The following is a 17683-nucleotide window of genomic DNA, read 5'->3' as shown; positions in this document are numbered from 1 at the left end:
ATTTTTACCTTATAAAACGGGCTTATGCCCTGTCAGCCATTTTGTGCTGGCACCTCTTTGAAACAGGCAATACTTAATGCGACTCGATAAATTTATCTCTCAGCAGCTTGGCGTGAGCCGTGCTATCTCTGGCCGTGAAATCCGTGCTAGCCGTGTCACCATTGATGGTGAAGTGGTGCGTGATGCCGCTTTCAAGCTTACTCCTGAACATCAGGTTGAATTTGATGGCAGAAGCCTGACTCAGCAAATTGGCCCGCGCTACTTTATGCTTAACAAGCCGCAGGGTTACGTTTGCTCCACCGAAGACCCGGATCATCCAACGGTGCTCTATTTCCTCGATGTGCCAATGGCGCACAAACTGCATGCCGCAGGGCGTCTGGATATCGACACCACCGGTCTGGTGTTGATGACCGATGATGGCCAGTGGTCACATCGTATTACCTCGCCTCGCCATCATTGCGAAAAAACGTATCTGGTGTCGCTTGAGAACCCAATCTCCGATGACACAGCAGAACAATTCGCCGCGGGTGTTCAACTGCATAATGAAAAAGACCTGACGCTGCCTGCGACTCTGCAAGTTATTACTCCGCTTGAAGTGCGTCTGACCATCAGCGAAGGGCGTTACCACCAGGTAAAACGCATGTTCGCTGCTGTGGGTAACCATGTTGTTGGTTTGCACCGTGAGCGCATTGGTGCCATTGCCATGGATGCGGATCTCGCACCAGGTGAATATCGTCCATTAACCGAAGAAGAAATTGCCAGTGTTGGCATGCCGCCACGTTAATTCCGGGAGGAAGAGTTGAGTAGCAAGCAAAACTCGTCTATTGGCATTGTGGTGATACTTGGCCTGCTGGCCATGTTAATGCCGTTATCAATAGATATGTACTTGCCGGCACTGCCGGTAATCGCCTCAGAATTTGGCGTGCCAGCAGGCAGCGCTCAAATGACGTTGAGTACCTATATTCTCGGCTTTGCAATTGGCCAGCTATTTTATGGCCCGATGGCAGACAGTATTGGCCGTAAGCCGGTGGTACTCGGGGGAACACTCGTTTTTGCTGCGGCGGCCATTGCTTGCGCCTTCTCACAAACCATTGATCACCTGATTGCAATGCGCTTTCTGCATGGCCTTTCTGCGGCGGCTGCAAGCGTGGTGATTAATGCCTTGATGCGCGATATTTATCCAAAAGAAGAGTTCTCGCGCATGATGTCGTTTGTCATGCTGATAACCACTATTGCTCCGCTTGTCGCGCCCATGGTCGGTGGTGCGGTGTTGGTGTGGTTTAGCTGGCACGCAATTTTTTGGATACTGGCGCTTGCTGCGCTGCTCGCATCGGCGATGATTTTCTTCCTGATTCATGAAACGCTACCGGTTGAACGTCGGCAGAAGTTTCATTTGCGAACCACGATAGGAAACTTCGCAACCCTGTTCCGCCACAAACGAGTGTTGAGTTACATGCTGGCGAGCGGGTTTAGCTTTGCGGCAATGTTCTCGTTTTTGAGCGCTGGGCCGTTTGTTTACATCGAGCTAAACCACGTTGCACCTCAGCATTTCGGTTACTACTTCGCGCTGAATATTGTGTTCTTGATCGTGATGACGCTAATCAACAGCCGTTTTGTGCGTCACTTTGGCCCGCTGGTGATGTTCCGCTTCGGTCTATTTGTACAGTTTGCCATGGCAATCTGGCTGGTGGTAAGCACCGGGCTGGATCTCGGTTTTTGGTCGATGGTGCTGGGGATTGCGGTGTTCGTCGGTTGTGTTTCGATGGTGTCGTCTAATGCGATGGCTGTCATTCTTGATGAATTCCCTCACATGGCAGGGACGGCGTCTTCATTGGCTGGCACATTCCGCTTCGGTATCGGGGCATTAACAGGAGCGTTGTTATCTATCGCCACTTTTAACTCTGCGTGGCCAATGATTTGGTCAATTGCGGTGTGCGCAACGTGCTCTATCGTTTTCTATCTCTACGCCAGTCGCCCTCGATTAGCCGCTAAATAATCCTAAAGTACTAAAACGGGCATCGCCAGATGCCCGTTCGTTAATCCAAATCAACGAAATTCCTCCATGAACGCCTACAATTTGTTTCTCAAATGTAAACGCATCAACAACAAAAAGTCACATTCTTGTAGTTAAAAAGGTTGAGTTAGATCGTGGAAAGCGTTACATATAGCGCCGAAACGTGTGCAGCACCACAAAATTAAAACGTTAAATATGAAATGGTAGACAAATAATTACAACGGATGTAAGCGGTTTCCAGAGTGTTTACACACAAAACATCAACATTGTGTTAACCTTTGTGTAAACTGTTTGTGAAATAATTTTGGATTTTCCCGGGGATACCACAGTGAATACGTTACAACTTTCCATCGTTCATCGCTTACCGCATCGCTATCGTTGGCTGGCGGGTTTTGCTGGTTCCAGAGTTGAACCGATTCCGCAAAATGGGCAGAGCGCTGAAAATTGCTTAGTTGGCCTGAAATTGTTAAGTGATAATAATAGCGATTCAGCGTGGCCGACCATGCATAAGCTAAGCCAGGCATTGCGAGATATAGAAGTAGATTCTTCTGTCGTGGAATGTGAAGGCGAGCCGTGCCTGTTTGTTAATCGTCAGGATGAACTGGCAGCCACCTGCCGGCTTAAAAATTTTGGCGTAGCGATTGCTGAGTCGTTCTCCAGCACAAATCCTTTTTGATTTTTAAGCCTGCTTGTCAGGCAAGCGCAAGTAACTGGCGTGTGTATTCCGCCTGTGGCGCTGAAAAGATCTGTTGGCATGCCCCTTGCTCTACTACTTCTCCCTGCCGCAATACCACGACCTGATGGCATAACGACTTCACGACTCGCAAGTCATGGCTGATAAAAATATAGGCCAGCTGATGCTTTTCTTGTAACGACTTTAGCAACGCAAGTATTTGCGCTTGCACTGAACGGTCGAGCGAAGAGGTCGGTTCATCAAGAATAATCAATTCAGGTTGTAAAATGAGCGCCCTGGCAATAGCGATGCGCTGTCTTTGCCCACCAGAAAACTCCGCCGGATAACGGTGCATTGTTTGCGGATCTAATCCCACTTCCTGCATTGCCACGACAACTTTTTGCTCGCGTTCAGTCGCGCTTAAAGCAGGTTGATGGACGCGCAGACCTTCTTCAATTATCTGTAAAACATCCAGACGCGGATTCAACGACGAATTCGGATCCTGGAAAACCACCTGAATACGATGACGCAGCGGCAGCAGCTTTTTGCGATTGAGCTGATGGAGCGGCTTCCCGTCGAACCAAATCTCACCGCTGGAATGAATAAGGCGTAACAGTGCAAGCCCGGTAGTGCTTTTACCGGAGCCCGATTCTCCAACCAGACCGATACTTTCACCAGCACGCAGCGTAAAGCTCAGATCTTTTATCCCGTAGTTGTAGCCAATCGTTTTTTTCAGCAATCCACGGCGAATAGGGAAGGCGACTTGTAAATCCTGAACGGTTAATAACGGTGTACTGGTCTCATCAATCGGGCGTGGGCTACCCGCAGGCTCTGCGGCCAGTAACTGTTGCGTGTAAGGGTGCTGAGGGGCTGATAACAATAAGTGCGTTGAGTTTTGTTCGACACATTTACCGTGTCGCATCACCGCCACGTTATCAGCCAGTTTTTTGACGATATTCAGGTTGTGGGTAATAAACAGCAGCCCCATGTTCAATTCTTGTTTGAGCTCTTTGAGCAATTGCAGAATTTGCGCCTGCACCGTGACATCCAGTGCGGTCGTGGGCTCATCGGCAATCAGCAATTCAGGGCGCGTCAGTAACGCCATCGCAATCATTACGCGCTGGCGTTCGCCACCAGAAAGTTGGTGTGGGAAATCAGTTAAACGGTTTGCAGCATTACGAATGCCTACTCTGTCCAGACACGTCAGCATTTCCGCTCGTGCAGCTTCCCGGCGCATTCCACGATGCAGTGATAACACTTCATAAAGCTGTTTTTCGATATTGTGCAGTGGGTTTAGCGAAACCATCGGCTCCTGAAAAATCATCGCGATTTTATTGCCGCGTACGCTGCGCAGCGTGCGCTCAGGAGCATGTAGCAACTCCAGACCTTTAAAGAATATTTCACCTGCGGGATAAACAACTGGGGGGGAGGGAAGTAAGCGCAGCACAGATAACGCCGTAACACTTTTCCCTGAGCCTGATTCACCGACTAGCGCCAGCGTTTCACCTGAGTTCACTTCAAGCGATAAATCATCCACGACTTGCCGAACGGTGTCGCCGCTACGGAAAGCTACGGACAAATGTTTGATGGAAAGCAGTGGTGTTGTCATATCAGTGCGCCTTGCTGGGATCGAAGGCGTCGCGCACTGCTTCGCCGATAAAAATGAGTAACGTCAGCAATATTGCCAGCGAGAGAAAGGCTGTGATACCTAGCCAGGGTGCCTGAAGGTTATTTTTACCTTGCAGCAGCAGTTCGCCCAGCGACGGCGAACCCAGCGGCAAGCCAAAACCAAGGAAATCGAGCGAGGTGAGGGTGGTAATCGACCCGCAAAGAATAAATGGCAGGAATGTCAGAGTGGCGACCATGGCATTTGGCAGCATATGACGGGTCATTATCGACCAGTCGCTTACGCCCATTGCCTGTGCGGCACGAATGTAATCGAAGTTTCGGGTACGCAGAAACTCAGCGCGTACCACGCCCACCAGACTCATCCATCCAAACAGCACTGTGATGCCTAACAGCCACCAAAAATTCGGCTGGATAACGCTTGAAAGTAGGATAATCAAGAATAGTGTTGGCATTCCTGACCAGACTTCGATAAACCGTTGTCCCCAAAGATCCACGCGCCCACCGTAATAACCTTGTACTGCGCCCGCGAGTATTCCAATAACGCTCGAAAATAGCGTCAGCATTAGACCGAAGAGAATAGAAATACGCGTACCGTACAGGATCCGTGCCAGTACATCGCCCCCATTAGCATCGGTTCCTAACCAGTTCTGGCTGCTTGGTGGTGAAGGGAAGGGAACGGTAGTGGCAAAGTTAATCGAATTATAGCCAAAGCGTATAGGGGCCCACAGCACCCAGCCTTTTTGGCTAAGACGTTGCGCAAGCCACGGATCCTGATAATCGGCAGGCGTTGCCAAAGGGCCGCCAAAATCACTCTCGCTGTAATTAGCAATAAACGGAAAATAGAGGCGTTCTTGATAATGCACGATCAGCGGACGATCGTTGGCAATCAGTTCAGAACCGAGGCTCATCAAAAAAAGAACGGCGAAAATCCACAGCGACCAATAACCGCGTTTGTTGTGACGAAAACGCGCCCAACGGGCCTGATTAACTGGACTGAAGTGATTCATCCCCGGCCCTCAAAATCAATACGCGGATCAACCAGCGTGTAAGTAATGTCGCTCAAAATATTCAGCAGCAACCCAATCAGGGTAAAGATGTACAGCGTGCCAAACATCACCGGATAGTCGCGTGAAATGGTCGAGTCATAACCCAACAGGCCCAGTCCGTTAAGTGAGAACATCACTTCAATCAGCAACGAGCCGGTAAAAAACATACTGATGAACGTGGCAGGAAAACCAGCAATCACCAGTAGCATGGCGTTACGGAACACATGGCGATAGAGAATTTTCTTTTCATCCAGCCCTTTGGCACGTGCGGTGACCACGTATTGTTTGCGAACTTCATCGAGAAATGAGTTTTTCGTCAGCATAGTCAACGTCGCAAAGCCGCCCACTACGGTGGCCAGCACTGGTAAAGTAATATGCCAGAGATAATCAATGATTTTACCGTACCACGGCAGCGTATCGAAATTAGTCGACACCAGACCGCGTAGAGGGAACCAATCCAGATAACTGCCGCCGGCAAATAATACAATCAGCAAGATGGCGAACAGGAACGCGGGGATAGCGTATCCAATGATAATAAAAGTGCTGCTCCAGATATCAAAACTGCTGCCATTGCTGACGGCTTTTCGTATACCAAGCGGGATCGACACCATGTAGATAATCAAGGTGCTCCATAAGCCAATCGAAATTGAAACCGGCAGGCTTTCTTTAATCAGATGCAAAACCGAGGCGCTACGAAACAGGCTCTCGCCGAAGTCAAAACGCAGATAATCGCCAAGCATTTTGAAATAGCGTTCATGAAGGGGTTTGTCAAAACCGTAACGGTGAGTGATTTCCGCAATCACTTCCGGGTCGAGACCGCGTGCGCCACGGTACTGGCTGTCACCCACGTTACCCACGCCCACTCGTGCATGGCCGCTTCCCATTGTATCGGTAGCCATGCCAGGGACACCCGCACCATGGCCGAACTGTATCGCTGCAATCGCCTGATCAACAGGCCCGCCAGGGGCTATCTGTACGATGAAAAAATTGATGGTGATAATCGCCCACAAAGTAGGGATTATCAGCAGCAAGCGTCGTAATAGATAACTTCCCATAGAATCCCTTAACGCCGGTTTTCGGGTAATAGAGCAGCTTTGTTTACGTCATACCACCAGGTATCAAACCCTGTGGTGTACAACGGATGAATCGCTGGTTTGGAAAATTTATTCCACCAGGCGAAGCGGTCTGCGGCCATGTACCACATTGGAATCATGTAATAATTCCACGTCAACACTCGGTCCAGCGCGCGGCCTAATGGTAACAGTTTTTGCTTATCCCCTTGATTAGCCAAAATCTGAGAGACCAATTTGTCGATAATCGGGCTTTTCACGCCAGGTGCATTATAGGTGGAGTCCACGTATTCAGAGGCCCATGCAATTTGTACATCGGCACTGGGATAGGGCATGGCGCTGTAAAGCGTAGGCATCATGTCGTAATCACGTTTGCGCAGGCGATTGGTGAGCTGCGAGTTATCGACCTGACGAACCTCCATTGTGATACCTAACCGTTCAAGGTTGTGCTGGAAAGGCAGAACCCACTGCGTATTACCTGTGGTACCAATCAGCAACTCGAAAGTAAACGGTTTACCCGTTTTAACGTTGATTAGCTTCTGGTCTTTTAATTCCCATCCGGCTTCTTTTAACAGCGTTAGCGCTTTGAGCAGATTGTCCCGGTCAAAACCATTACCGCTGGATTTTGGTGGGTTATAGATGGTGGTGAAGACTTCTGGTGGTAAATCCTTTTTCATTGGCCCTAATAGCGTAAGTTCAGCAGCATTGGGATAGTCACGAGCGGCATATTCTGTATTCTGGAAGTAGCTGTTTGCCCGACTGTAAGCCCCATAAAACAGCGCTTTATTCATCCATTCAAAATCAAAGGCCAGGCCAATGGCTTCACGTACTTTCCGGTCTTCAAAGATGGGACGCTGGATATTAAACGCCAGCCAGCGTGCATCTTGTGCGGCATCGTTTGGCTGTTCTTCTTTTACGATGAAATGATTAGCAAAGTTCTTACCGATATAACGCGTAGCCCAGTTCTTAGCGGATGCTTCGTTGCGGAAATCGAACGCGCCGGCTTTGAAGGCTTCAAAGGCGACGTTATCGTCGAGATAATAGTCATAACGAATGGAATCAAAATTCCAGCGGCCACGGTTTACCGGCAAATTAGCAGCCCAGTAGTCTCTGACGCGTGAATAAGTTATGTACTGCCCCATGCGCCATGCTGTTATTTTGTAAGGGCCACTTGCTGTAGGTGGAGCCGAAAGGGGATCGCTAAGTTTATGGTCTTTCCAGAATTTTTCAGGGAACACTGGCAGTGAGAATAACCCCAACATACGTTCTTTACTGGGTTCCACCAGTTCGATTCGAACCGTTAAAGGCGCGATCGCTTTCACTTTTGCCCCTTTATAAATCAGGCGAAACTGTGGCACACCTTCGGTCATAAATTTATTGAAGGTGAAAGCGACGTCGCTTGCTTTAATGGGCGTCCCGTCATGAAAACGGGCTCGTGGGTTAATTTCTATTTCAGCCCACGCAAAGTTGCTTGGGTAACGCGCCATTTCACCGATCAGAGGGTAGTAGCTTCCTGGTTCATCATCTGAGGTAGTAAACAGCGAGTCATATAGGGTTTCGGTTCGCACACCTGGGTTGCCGCGCAGGGCATAACGATTGAAGTTATCAAAAGTGCCAATTGCCGAAAGCGTGATATCACCACCCTTTGGTGCTGCGGGATTGACGTAATCAAACTGAGTGAAGTTGATGGCGTATTTAGGTTCCCCTAAAACGGCAAAGGAATAACTTTCCTTGATGTTTTCAGCCTGGCTACTGGCAGAAATCAGGCAAAGGCTCAGCAGAGCAAGGGCGCGAGCAAACATCGTATGGGTCAATCCTTGTAACATCATGATGGTAAATCATAAGTTATACCCGCCATACTTCAAGCTGCATCTTCGTTGGCGGTTTTCACCTAAGCTCGTCGTATTCTTTTTGCTGGCCTTCCCACACCTTCAATTGCTCAAGGGTTAACGGGCGTGCGAAGTAGTAACCTTGCAAGTAGTTTACCCCCTGGTCAATCAGCCATTTGGCCTGTTCAGGTGTTTCCACACCTTCTGCAACGGTTGTCATACTGAGCTTACGCGCAAGCGTAAGCACGGCGTCCAATACCGGAGAAGTGACAGTTTCGAGGCCAATGGAATTAACAAAGCCGCGATCAATCTTGAGATAGTCCAGCTTGAAGCGTTCCAGATAAATAAGCGCGCTGTGCCCGGTACCAAAATCATCAACAGCAATTTCATACCCTTGCTCATGCATCCAGGTAAAAAGGCTACTGGCCTCGTTTTCCTTAACCATATCGCGTTCTGTAATTTCAAAGATCAGTTGGAAATGATTAGGGGGTAACGAAGCGGCAAAAGCGAGAATATCCTCTTTGAAGGTGGGCGAGTGCAAATGGCTGGGAGCCAGATTGACACCCAACCTGGCTCCTGGAGGTAAAGCATGCTGGAGCCTTTTGGCGTCACGAGCAATCAGTGCAAACAAATGGCGGGTGAGGGGAACGATCAATTGCTGAGCTTCTGCAAAAGCAATAAACGCATCGGGGGGAATTGACCCGGCAATTGGGTGGTTCCAGCGCATTAATACTTCAGCCCCGGACATTTTTAAATTTTCAGCATCCACGACGGGCTGATAGACGACGTCAAACTGGTCACGTTTAATGCCGGTCAATATCTCTTTGCCCGAGCGCACACGCACCGTCAGAAAATAAGCACATAGGGCTCCACAGAGGATGCCAAAGACCAACCCGGTCAATATGGATAGTTGAATGTCTTCAGTAGGCCAGGTTTTGCCATAAAGCGCTATTTTGATGGGATAACCCGGAATGGAGACGACGCGAGTAGGATGAGGGGGAAGCTCTGACACATTCATCACATTATTGGATATCGTTGTTAGCGCTTTATCGCTCGCGATAATTGCCAGAGATACCATATCGCTCCGGCGGGTGGTGAATAATAAATAAGGTGTGAGATTAACATTCAGGGTGGCGAAAATCCCCTGGCCTTCTATCACAGGGTTTTTAAACCATGCTGCAATTGTTGGTTTGCCTGGCATCATCGGTGTTCCTTGCATGATATCAAGGTCAACATTTTCATTGGTGTTGATATCAGGAACTAACTGGTGCATGCCCATCAACATACTTCCGGTTGCCGAAGAGCAGTAGGCCTCACCGCCACGCACTAATATAAAGGCACGGACGTTGGCATTAAAGGCGGCGCGCGAAGTCAGCTCAGCTGAGACTTGATGGCAATCAGAAAGGGTTAACGGTTGAATGCTGGCTGCAGTGGACTGAAGGTCCTCAAAAAAGGTGCTGAGATACTTACGTACATCTTCAGTGAGTGTGTCATAACCCGTTTCACGCTTACTGTGAAGGGTCAGGCTGGTGATTCCACCTATCAGTAACGCAGCAAGAATGGCCGTCAAAATACTGAAGGCGGCAATCTGCCGGACAGAGGTGAAATAACGTGAAAAAATATTTTTCGAAAACATGGATGAGTGGTTCCTGCAGGCGCAAGAGACTTATTGTTTATATGCGTTTTTTTGGACTATAACGCAAAAACTGTCGCTGCGTCATAGAGTTTAGAACAGAAACTACAATCATTTTATAATTGTTTAACTGACTAAAACTTAAGCAATAAAAAACGCTGCATAAGCAGCGTTTCTTGTCTCGTCATATTGCTGTCTTGCAGAACAGCCAAGGGAGTAACCATCTGCAAGATTTGCATTAACTGCGGCTCAGTACACGTCGCGCTTCGTTGTAACGCTTTTTCCAGTACGGTTCGTCCATGTTTGAAATCGTCACACCACTGCTGGTGGAAGCATGTACAAACTGATTATTGCCGATGTAGATACCAACATGTCGACCCGTTGAACCTGCGCGGAACAGAACTAAATCGCCAGTACGTAATTTACTACGTGAAATCGATTTACCTGAATCCTGCTGTTCAGACGTTGAACGAGGCAACTCTAAACCAAATTGTTCGCGGAATGTACGCTGCACGAATGCAGAACAATCAATACCGCTTCTATTACTGCCGCCAAGACGATAACGAACGCCTTTCCAACTTGCATATTGATCCATAAGACGTGATTTCACATCTACATTACGGACCATCTCTTCGAATTCATCCTGAGAAGCTTGCAGTAAAAAACCATCTTTATTGCCTACTGCATGCGTCTCAGAATGCATATTTGCGGTGTTTGTCGAACTACATGCTGACAGCATTACTGCCACAGCAACGGCGGGAATTACCCGCAAGATATATCTCAAAATAGGTTGAGACTTGACCATTATGTTTGTTATCCCTTGATGTCCTTAACGATAAATATCGTTATATAAAAATACCAACTCGACGAGACTAATTACCTGAGCGCCTTGAAACAATTGCCAATGAGCAAAACTGTGGTTTGTCGCACAAAATAATTCACACAACAAATGGAGCTGCCTCAACGCAGAACGAACCGAGGTTACCCTATCAACACAGGCATGGCGAGCGGTTTTATCTGAAATTTTATAAGAAATTGTGATGTTAAAAGCCAAAAAGTAATATTGCACAGTCGTTAACCAGAGCTGTTGCTTATCTGTTCAGGTACTTCATTTATCTGAGGAAGATGGAAGGTTGAAAATTAAACAAATGCTCGTAAGGTGAAAAAAAACAGAGATCGTTTCCGATCTCTGATGGTTTGCGTTAAATCATGTTTATTTGATGTTAGTTAATTGTTCTTTTTATGCGCGGTAAATAACGATCAAGTAGATTAATTAACCCATTACTTAATGGGGTTAATAGCGCCCACGGCAAACAAACAAGCACAATTGATAACGAACCGACGAAGATATCAGTAAACCAATGTGCGCCAATCATCATGCGCGGCATGATGAAAATCAGGAAAATAATAATCGCAATACCAAACGCTTTTTTGCCGAAATAGCGCAGCATGAAGCCGGCGAAAATCAGCAACATTAATCCATGGTCACCTGGGAAACTGTCCATAGATGCATCCTTTGTAGGGAAATGCAGCAATTCGCTGACACGATAAATATCGGTGAAATACAGCGTTGGGCTAACGTGAGATTCGGGAATTAAATGACCGAGTTGGTTAATAACAATTGCGCAAAATAGCATCACAATACCCATGCTGAACATGCGTCGGCGGCCTGTTGCTGACTCTTTGCGCCAGTACCCGAAAAACAGTGCCCCCATTGTTATAAGCGAAATGCCATCGAACACGCGATTATTCGTCACGGCAACCAGCACCAGGAAGGTGTAGTTTTTTGCCAGCTCGCGGTTAAAGTAATGAAAGATGTTGGAATCGAGCGTAAACCATAGGTCATGCCCATCAGGCAGATACCAACTGAAAAACAGTGCTAACCCTAGCGCGTTCAGCAACAGGATTAGAGGTAGTCGAATATTATTCATACAAAATCACAAGCTTTTTTAACAAAGGCGAAAGGGTAGACTTACAAACTTAAACGAAGTTTCAACAGTGAGTTTTGCAACGTATTCCAGTCTACTTCACTACTATGAATTAACTCTATGCGGCTATCTGGCGGCGCGACGTTTTGTGTTTCAATATGGAAATCAAGACCCTGGCGATTAATGCGAACTAAACCTTCCGCAATGCGCAGCACACCTTTAACTCGGTCGACTGGCGCAAGTCTTGCCCATTCCAAAATTCCAACTGTGTCAAATTGAGTGTCGGCATCAAAAATCCAACCGCAACCGAAATAACCCTGGCCACTGTTAATACTGCGTCGCCAGCGTTGGTGCTCGGGCAGGCTTAATGCCGCAAGTCCACGTGTAGCGGCATGGCTGTGGTTATGATCGGGGCTGGAGGGTAATTCGCGCAGATTTTGACGCGGTTTGTCGAGGAGGCTGATATCGATATCGCCGTTGTGTGCGGTGATAATTTCGCGTCCGGCACCTTCAAGTTGTTGCCAGTCGGCCAGAGCCTGGCTGCTCTCTTCGCTTGAGCGGTCTTCTTTATTAGCAATGATGATATCGGCACTGGCGAGTTGATCGCGGAAGTTATCATTATTCACGACCCGCTCATCAAGCAACTGGCGAGGGTCCAGCAAACAAAGCGTGGCGTTGAGTTCAATCCATGGCTGGTAAATGGCGGCGGTTAGCATATCGAGGATTTGTTTCGGGTGGCCCAATCCGGTCGGTTCGATGAGCAGGCGGTCAGGTTTACCCTGGCGGAGCAAAGTATTCAGGCCAACCTGCATCGGCAACCCATTAACACAACACATGCAACCGCCGGGGATTTCTTTTAATAATGCACCGCTGTCGGCGAGCAATGCGCCATCAATCCCGACTTCACCAAATTCGTTGACTAGCACAGCCCATTTTTCATGCTCAGGTTTATTGGCCAGCAGATGCAAAATGGTGGTGGTTTTTCCGCTACCGAGAAAACCGGTAATCAGGTTGGTTTTAGTCACAAGCGCTCCGGATTGTTGTATTTACTCCCCTCTATCCTGAACAACATTTGCCTAAATTTGAAGCCTAAGCGTGCTCACACCCTTGCGATGCACGCTTAAAAGCATTGATCGTTAAATTAAGCAGTAAGTTTTGCGACTGCCGCACATGCACCATTGCTACATAACTCATTCCATGCAGTAGTCACTCGCTCCACAAATTGTTCATTTGCAGGCAGGTCGCTGCCAAAGATTTCATGCAGACTGAGTAGGGTAGACACACGTTCTTCAGGAGTGCTGTTGTCGACCAACGTTTTGATTTTTCCCGCCAGCGGGTCGCGAACATCTATCTCGTTGCCTGCGTCATCGGTACCGCTGACATAGCGCATCCACCCGGCAATTCCCAGAGCAAGGCAAGGCCACTCGTCGCCCTGTTGCAGATGCCAACGAACGCTCTCCAGCATGCGCTGCGGCAGTTTCTGGCTGCCGTCCATCGCGATTTGCCAGGTACGATGTTTCAGGGCAGGGTTATCAAAACGCTCAAGCAAATTATGGGCATACTGCTGAAAATCCACCCCGGTAACGCGCAGCGTTGGCGCTTGTTCCTGCATCATCAAACGGTGTGCGGCTTTGCGGAAATTCGCGTCAGCCATGCAATCATTAATATGTTGGTGGCCCGCGAGGTAGCCGAGATAGGCAAGGAATGAGTGACTACCGTTGAGCATACGCAACTTCATTTGCTCCCACGGCATCACGTCGTCGACCATTTCGACCCCAACTTCTTCCCATGCTGGACGACCTGCGACGAAGTTATCCTCAATCACCCATTGGATAAACGGCTCACCTGAAATTGCACATTGATCTTCAACACCCAATGTATCAGTGATTTCTTGTAAAGACTCAGGCGTTGCGGCAGGCACAATTCTGTCGACCATGGTGCTTGGGAAGGTCACATGCTCACGAATCCAGTCGGCTAATTCCTGGCTACGTGTTTCAGCCATGCCTATCACTGCATTGCGCACTACATGGCCGTTGTCGGGAATGTTGTCGCATGAAAGTACGGTAAACGGGCGCAGCCCACGTTCGCGTCGGCGATTGAGTGCTTCTACCAGGATACCTGGCGCAGAATGCGGCTCAGTTGGATTTTGCAAATCGTGAATAATTCGTTCGTTATTGTTGTCGAGCTTGCCAGTCGCAGGATCGATGCAATATCCCTTTTCAGTCACAGTAAGGGAGACTATTGCCACCTGCGGTTCGCAGAATTTCTCTATAATGGCATCAAGGCCATCAAGCTTTGCATTCAGGCATTCGTTCACCGCCCCGACAATAATCGCCTGATTACCCTCACGACCTTTTTCCAGCACGGTATATAAATGATCTTGTGCACGTAACGCGCTCATTAACTTGTCACCGCTGAACAAGCTAATTTCGCAAATACCCCAGTCTCCCCCTAACTTATTGAGCACCCGATCGGTCAGCAGCGCCTGGTGTGCACGATGAAATGCACCAAAGCCAAAATGGACGATACGAGTTTTTAACGCCTGGCGATCATAGCGTGGCTGCTGAACACTGGCGGGGAGCGTGACTGAAGCAATTGTTTTCATAAATGCAAATCCTGGTTAACGAATTAGTAACATTGTGCAGTCTAAAGTTATATGACAACAAATAAAATTGGTGTGCTGCCTTTATCCCTTTAATGTGAGCTGGATCAACCAATGTCATCGCAAAATTTGACCATAAAGAAGTTTGCGGTATGGTAGTCGTCAATACAGCATTATCGAATTGGTATGACAACTTAACTGAGGAACTGTCGATGGAACAAACATGGCGTTGGTATGGCCCGAAAGACCCGGTCTCTCTGGATGATGTGCGTCAGGCGGGCGCGACCGGTGTCGTTACTGCTCTGCATCACATCCCAAATGGTGAAGTCTGGCCAGTCGCTGATATCAAAGAGCGCCAGGCTGTGTTGGCAGCAAAAGGTCTGACCTGGTCTGTGGTCGAAAGTATTCCGGTACACGAAGAAATTAAAACTCATTCCGGCGACTACGATAAGCATATTGCAAACTACCAACAAAGCATTCGTAACCTCGCTGAATGTGGCATCGACACCGTGTGCTACAACTTCATGCCGATTCTGGACTGGACGCGAACCGATCTGGAATACGAATTACCAGATGGTTCAAAAGCGCTGCGTTTCGACCAAATTGCTTTTGCGGCATTTGAGCTGCATATCCTTAAGCGCAAAGGTGCTGAGGCGGATTACAGCGAAGAAGAACAGCGTCAGGCACTGGACTATTTCAACAATATGTCCGATGCCCAAAAAGAGAAACTGACACGTAATATCATCGCGGGTTTACCAGGTGCCGAAGAGGGTTACACCCTTGACCAGTTCCGTGCACGCCTGGCGGAATATGACGGCATCAGTAAAGATAATCTTCGCGAAAACATGGCTTACTTCCTGCGCGCAATTGTTGCAGTAGCAGAAGAAGTTGGCGTTCGCCTGGCTGTTCATCCGGATGATCCACCGCGCCCAATCCTCGGCCTACCGCGCATCGTTTCTACCATTGAAGATATGCAATGGCTGAAAGAAACCGTCGACAGTATTTATAACGGCTTCACCATGTGTACCGGTTCCTATGGCGTTCGTGCGGATAACGACCTGGTGCGGATGATTGAAACCTTCGGCGACCGCATTCACTTTACCCATCTGCGCGCAACGTGCCGCGAAGAAAACCCGAAAACCTTCCATGAAGGCGCACACCTGCAAGGCGATGTGAACATGGTTGCGGTAGTGAAAGCGATTCTGACAGAAGAGCAACGTCGTAAAAATCGCGGTGATTTGCGTCCGATTCCAATGCGTCCGGACCACGGCCACCAAATGCTGGACGATCTGCACAAGAAAACCAACCCAGGTTATTCTGCGATTGGTCGCCTGAAAGGTCTGGCTGAAGTCCGCGGTGTGGAACTGGCGCTGAAACAAATGATGTTCCCGGATTTGCTGAAGTAATTTGAAAACAGGCGGGTGCGTTCACCCGCCTGTTTTTGTCGGTTACTTATATAAAGCCAGGTTGCCCGTCAATTTGGTTATTTTTTTCTTAGGGCCGATGAGTCCAATCGCTACCAATTCAATACGTTCGCTACTTGCCGAAGAAATTCGCTCCCCGTATTCATCATAGGTTTTACACGATTGTGCCAGCGCACTGAATGGCATCGCGTAAAACTCATCATCTTGCTCAGCAATATCTAACAATTCATGCACATAACTGCCTGGGGCCAGTAAAACGGGTAGCGGGGCGTAAACCACGCCTGGATAATTCACGGCATCTTTACTTTGCATGTCCGGCCCAACGAGATTTTCGACCATACGGCCAAAGCTAATGCCGATGACGCTCGCAGCATTGATGGCAAGGCCAGCCCTTAGATTTTTGTCAATAATGATAGTACAGCGGTGTTGGCTGGCATCAAATTGCATGATTAATCCTTATCTATTTTAGGCTTAACATAATGAATTTATTGGGAATGAGCAGTTATTATGCATCAGTCTTAAAGAAAATTGCTGTCTATATTGCTTGATAAATAGACGGATTTAGGCAGGATTTACCTCTCTGTGCAATTTTAAGAAAAGGATCTGCCCTTTATGACGCTCAGCCCGACAGATATAAAGATTCTGACGCTATTGCAAGATGACGCACGCATGACCAACCAGACTCTAGCCGATACGATAGGCCTCTCTGCCTCGCCTTGCTGGCGCAAAGTTCGCAAGCTGGAAGAGGATGAGGTGATTCAAGGCTATCGTGCGGTGCTTAACCGCAAGAAAATCGGCCTGGGTGTCATGGTGTTTGTTCGCGTAGTGATAGACAGCCACAGCGAGGCCGAGGCGAAAAAATTTGAAGAGGAAGTCACTGCCCTGGAGGATGTGGTTGCGTGCTATAGCATCGGTGGTGATGCGGATTTTCTGTTGCAGGTCGTCGCGCGCGATTTGGATTCCTACGCGGATTTTGCGATGTCGGTGATTCGTCGTTTAGCGGGTATCAAAGAGATGCAAAGTATGTTTGTGCTTAAGGAAATTAAGCCACAGGTCAGCTATCCCGTTAAAAAGCCGTTATAACCTGGAGATAAAAAACGCTCCCTCGGGAGCGTTTACGTTTTCTTAGTCTGCGCGACCCATAGAACGCTTTTCAGCGATATGAATACGGATCTTTTCGCCAGTGACCATATATTCTGGAACCTGAATCACCAGGCCAGTAGACATGGTTGCAGGTTTGGTACGGGAGCTTGCTGACGCGCCTTTGATGCCAGGTGCGGTTTCAACAATTTCCAAATCTACAGTCTGCGGCAACTCAAGCGCCAACAGTTGACCATCCCAGGTCAGAACCTGCATGTCAGGCATGCCGCCTTCAGGAATGAATTGCAGCTCTTCTTCAATCTGATCTTTGGTGAAGATATACGGGGTGTAATCTTCTTTATCCATGAACACGTACTCGTTGCCATCGATGTACGAGAAATCAACGTAACGGCGGGTCAGGGTGATGGTATCGACGATATCGTCGCCTTTGAAGCGCTCTTCAACTTTCTGGCCGGTACGGACATCAGAAAAACGCATTTTATACAGCGTTGCTGCGCCACGGGCGCTCGGCGCCTGAATATCAATGTCTTTAACAATCAGTAGTTTGCCATTGTAATTCAGTACCATACCTTTTTTGATTTCGTTAGCTCTGGCCATCGATGTTTCCTGTGAAAAATTGAGGAGCGAAAATATTGCGACAAATTACTCGCGAGGCGCATTTCAGGCAAGCGGATTTCATCGCTGATAATGGATAAATCGACATGGTAAAGCCGCGCCGCTACTGCTACAGTCCG

At 48.2% G+C, this 17683-nt stretch carries 16 protein-coding genes; 5 read left to right on the top strand and 11 right to left on the bottom strand.

What is annotated here, in order from left to right; genetic code table 11:
* The first annotated feature begins 76 nt into the window (after positions 1–76).
* The 3 genes from rsuA (at position 77) to FH968_RS13270 (ending at position 2690) form a co-directional block, all read left to right on the top strand.
* Complete coding sequence (rsuA, locus tag FH968_RS13280; RefSeq protein WP_139880291.1) at positions 77–784, top strand: 16S rRNA pseudouridine(516) synthase RsuA; 708 nt, start codon at positions 77–79, stop codon at positions 782–784.
* A gap of 15 nt (positions 785–799) precedes the next feature.
* Positions 800–1996: a Bcr/CflA family multidrug efflux MFS transporter gene (locus FH968_RS13275; RefSeq protein ID WP_139880289.1), complete on the top strand. Its 1197-nt coding sequence runs from the start codon at positions 800–802 to the stop codon at positions 1994–1996.
* Between the two features lie 346 nt (positions 1997–2342).
* Positions 2343–2690: a YejG family protein gene (locus FH968_RS13270; protein ID WP_139880287.1), complete on the top strand. Its 348-nt coding sequence runs from the start codon at positions 2343–2345 to the stop codon at positions 2688–2690.
* 16 nt (positions 2691–2706) lie between these two features.
* Here the strand turns inward: FH968_RS13270 and yejF are convergent, their stop codons facing one another.
* From yejF to FH968_RS13225, 9 genes are all read right to left on the bottom strand, one after another.
* The gene (gene yejF, locus FH968_RS13265) at positions 2707–4296 is read right to left on the bottom strand and encodes a microcin C ABC transporter ATP-binding protein YejF (RefSeq protein WP_139880285.1); all 1590 of its coding nucleotides are present in this window, start codon (positions 4294–4296) and stop codon (positions 2707–2709) included.
* Between the two features lies 1 nt (position 4297).
* A complete protein-coding gene (locus tag FH968_RS13260; protein ID WP_139880283.1) occupies positions 4298–5323 on the bottom strand; it encodes a microcin C ABC transporter permease in 1026 nt (341 codons plus the stop codon).
* Entirely contained in the window at positions 5320–6417 is a 1098-nt protein-coding gene (locus FH968_RS13255) for a microcin C ABC transporter permease YejB (protein WP_139880281.1), read from the bottom strand. Before FH968_RS13255 ends, FH968_RS13260 begins: the two co-directional genes overlap by 4 nt.
* An 8-nt stretch (positions 6418–6425) precedes the next feature.
* Entirely contained in the window at positions 6426–8234 is a 1809-nt protein-coding gene (locus tag FH968_RS13250; RefSeq protein WP_139880279.1) for an extracellular solute-binding protein, read from the bottom strand.
* Positions 8235–8319: 85 nt separating this feature from the next.
* Positions 8320–9897 carry a cyclic di-GMP phosphodiesterase gene (locus FH968_RS13245; RefSeq protein ID WP_139880277.1) on the bottom strand — a complete coding sequence of 526 codons (1578 nt, stop codon included), beginning with the start codon at positions 9895–9897 and terminating at the stop codon, positions 8320–8322.
* A 235-nt stretch (positions 9898–10132) separates the two neighbouring features.
* The gene (gene mepS / locus FH968_RS13240) at positions 10133–10699 is read right to left on the bottom strand and encodes a bifunctional murein DD-endopeptidase/murein LD-carboxypeptidase (protein WP_139880275.1); all 567 of its coding nucleotides are present in this window, start codon (positions 10697–10699) and stop codon (positions 10133–10135) included.
* Between the two features lie 418 nt (positions 10700–11117).
* Positions 11118–11825 carry a phosphatase PAP2 family protein gene (locus tag FH968_RS13235; RefSeq protein ID WP_139880273.1) on the bottom strand — a complete coding sequence of 236 codons (708 nt, stop codon included), beginning with the start codon at positions 11823–11825 and terminating at the stop codon, positions 11118–11120.
* A 41-nt stretch (positions 11826–11866) separates the two neighbouring features.
* Positions 11867–12847, bottom strand: a complete 981-nt coding sequence (locus FH968_RS13230; protein ID WP_139880271.1) for a GTP-binding protein — start codon at positions 12845–12847, stop codon at positions 11867–11869.
* Between the two features lie 116 nt (positions 12848–12963).
* The gene (locus FH968_RS13225; protein ID WP_139880268.1) at positions 12964–14427 is read right to left on the bottom strand and encodes a mannitol dehydrogenase family protein; all 1464 of its coding nucleotides are present in this window, start codon (positions 14425–14427) and stop codon (positions 12964–12966) included.
* Between the two features lie 209 nt (positions 14428–14636).
* On the opposite strand from FH968_RS13225, the gene uxuA reads away from it, so the two are divergent.
* Entirely contained in the window at positions 14637–15830 is a 1194-nt protein-coding gene (uxuA, locus tag FH968_RS13220) for a mannonate dehydratase (RefSeq protein WP_139880266.1), read from the top strand.
* 42 nt (positions 15831–15872) lie between these two features.
* Here the strand turns inward: uxuA and FH968_RS13215 are convergent, their stop codons facing one another.
* On the bottom strand, positions 15873–16295 hold the full coding sequence (locus tag FH968_RS13215; RefSeq protein ID WP_139880264.1) for a DUF2000 domain-containing protein: 423 nt from the start codon (positions 16293–16295) through the stop codon (positions 15873–15875).
* A 165-nt stretch (positions 16296–16460) separates the two neighbouring features.
* On the opposite strand from FH968_RS13215, the gene FH968_RS13210 reads away from it, so the two are divergent.
* Complete coding sequence (locus FH968_RS13210; protein ID WP_139880262.1) at positions 16461–16931, top strand: Lrp/AsnC family transcriptional regulator; 471 nt, start codon at positions 16461–16463, stop codon at positions 16929–16931.
* A gap of 42 nt (positions 16932–16973) precedes the next feature.
* Here the strand turns inward: FH968_RS13210 and yeiP are convergent, their stop codons facing one another.
* On the bottom strand, positions 16974–17546 hold the full coding sequence (yeiP, locus tag FH968_RS13205) for an elongation factor P-like protein YeiP (protein ID WP_139880259.1): 573 nt from the start codon (positions 17544–17546) through the stop codon (positions 16974–16976).
* Positions 17547–17683: the final 137 nt, after the last annotated feature.

The sequence above is a fragment of the Buttiauxella sp. B2 genome (assembly GCF_006376615.1).
Classification (GTDB): Bacteria; Pseudomonadota; Gammaproteobacteria; order Enterobacterales; family Enterobacteriaceae; genus Buttiauxella.
This window is presented reverse-complemented; position numbering and strand designations above follow the sequence as displayed.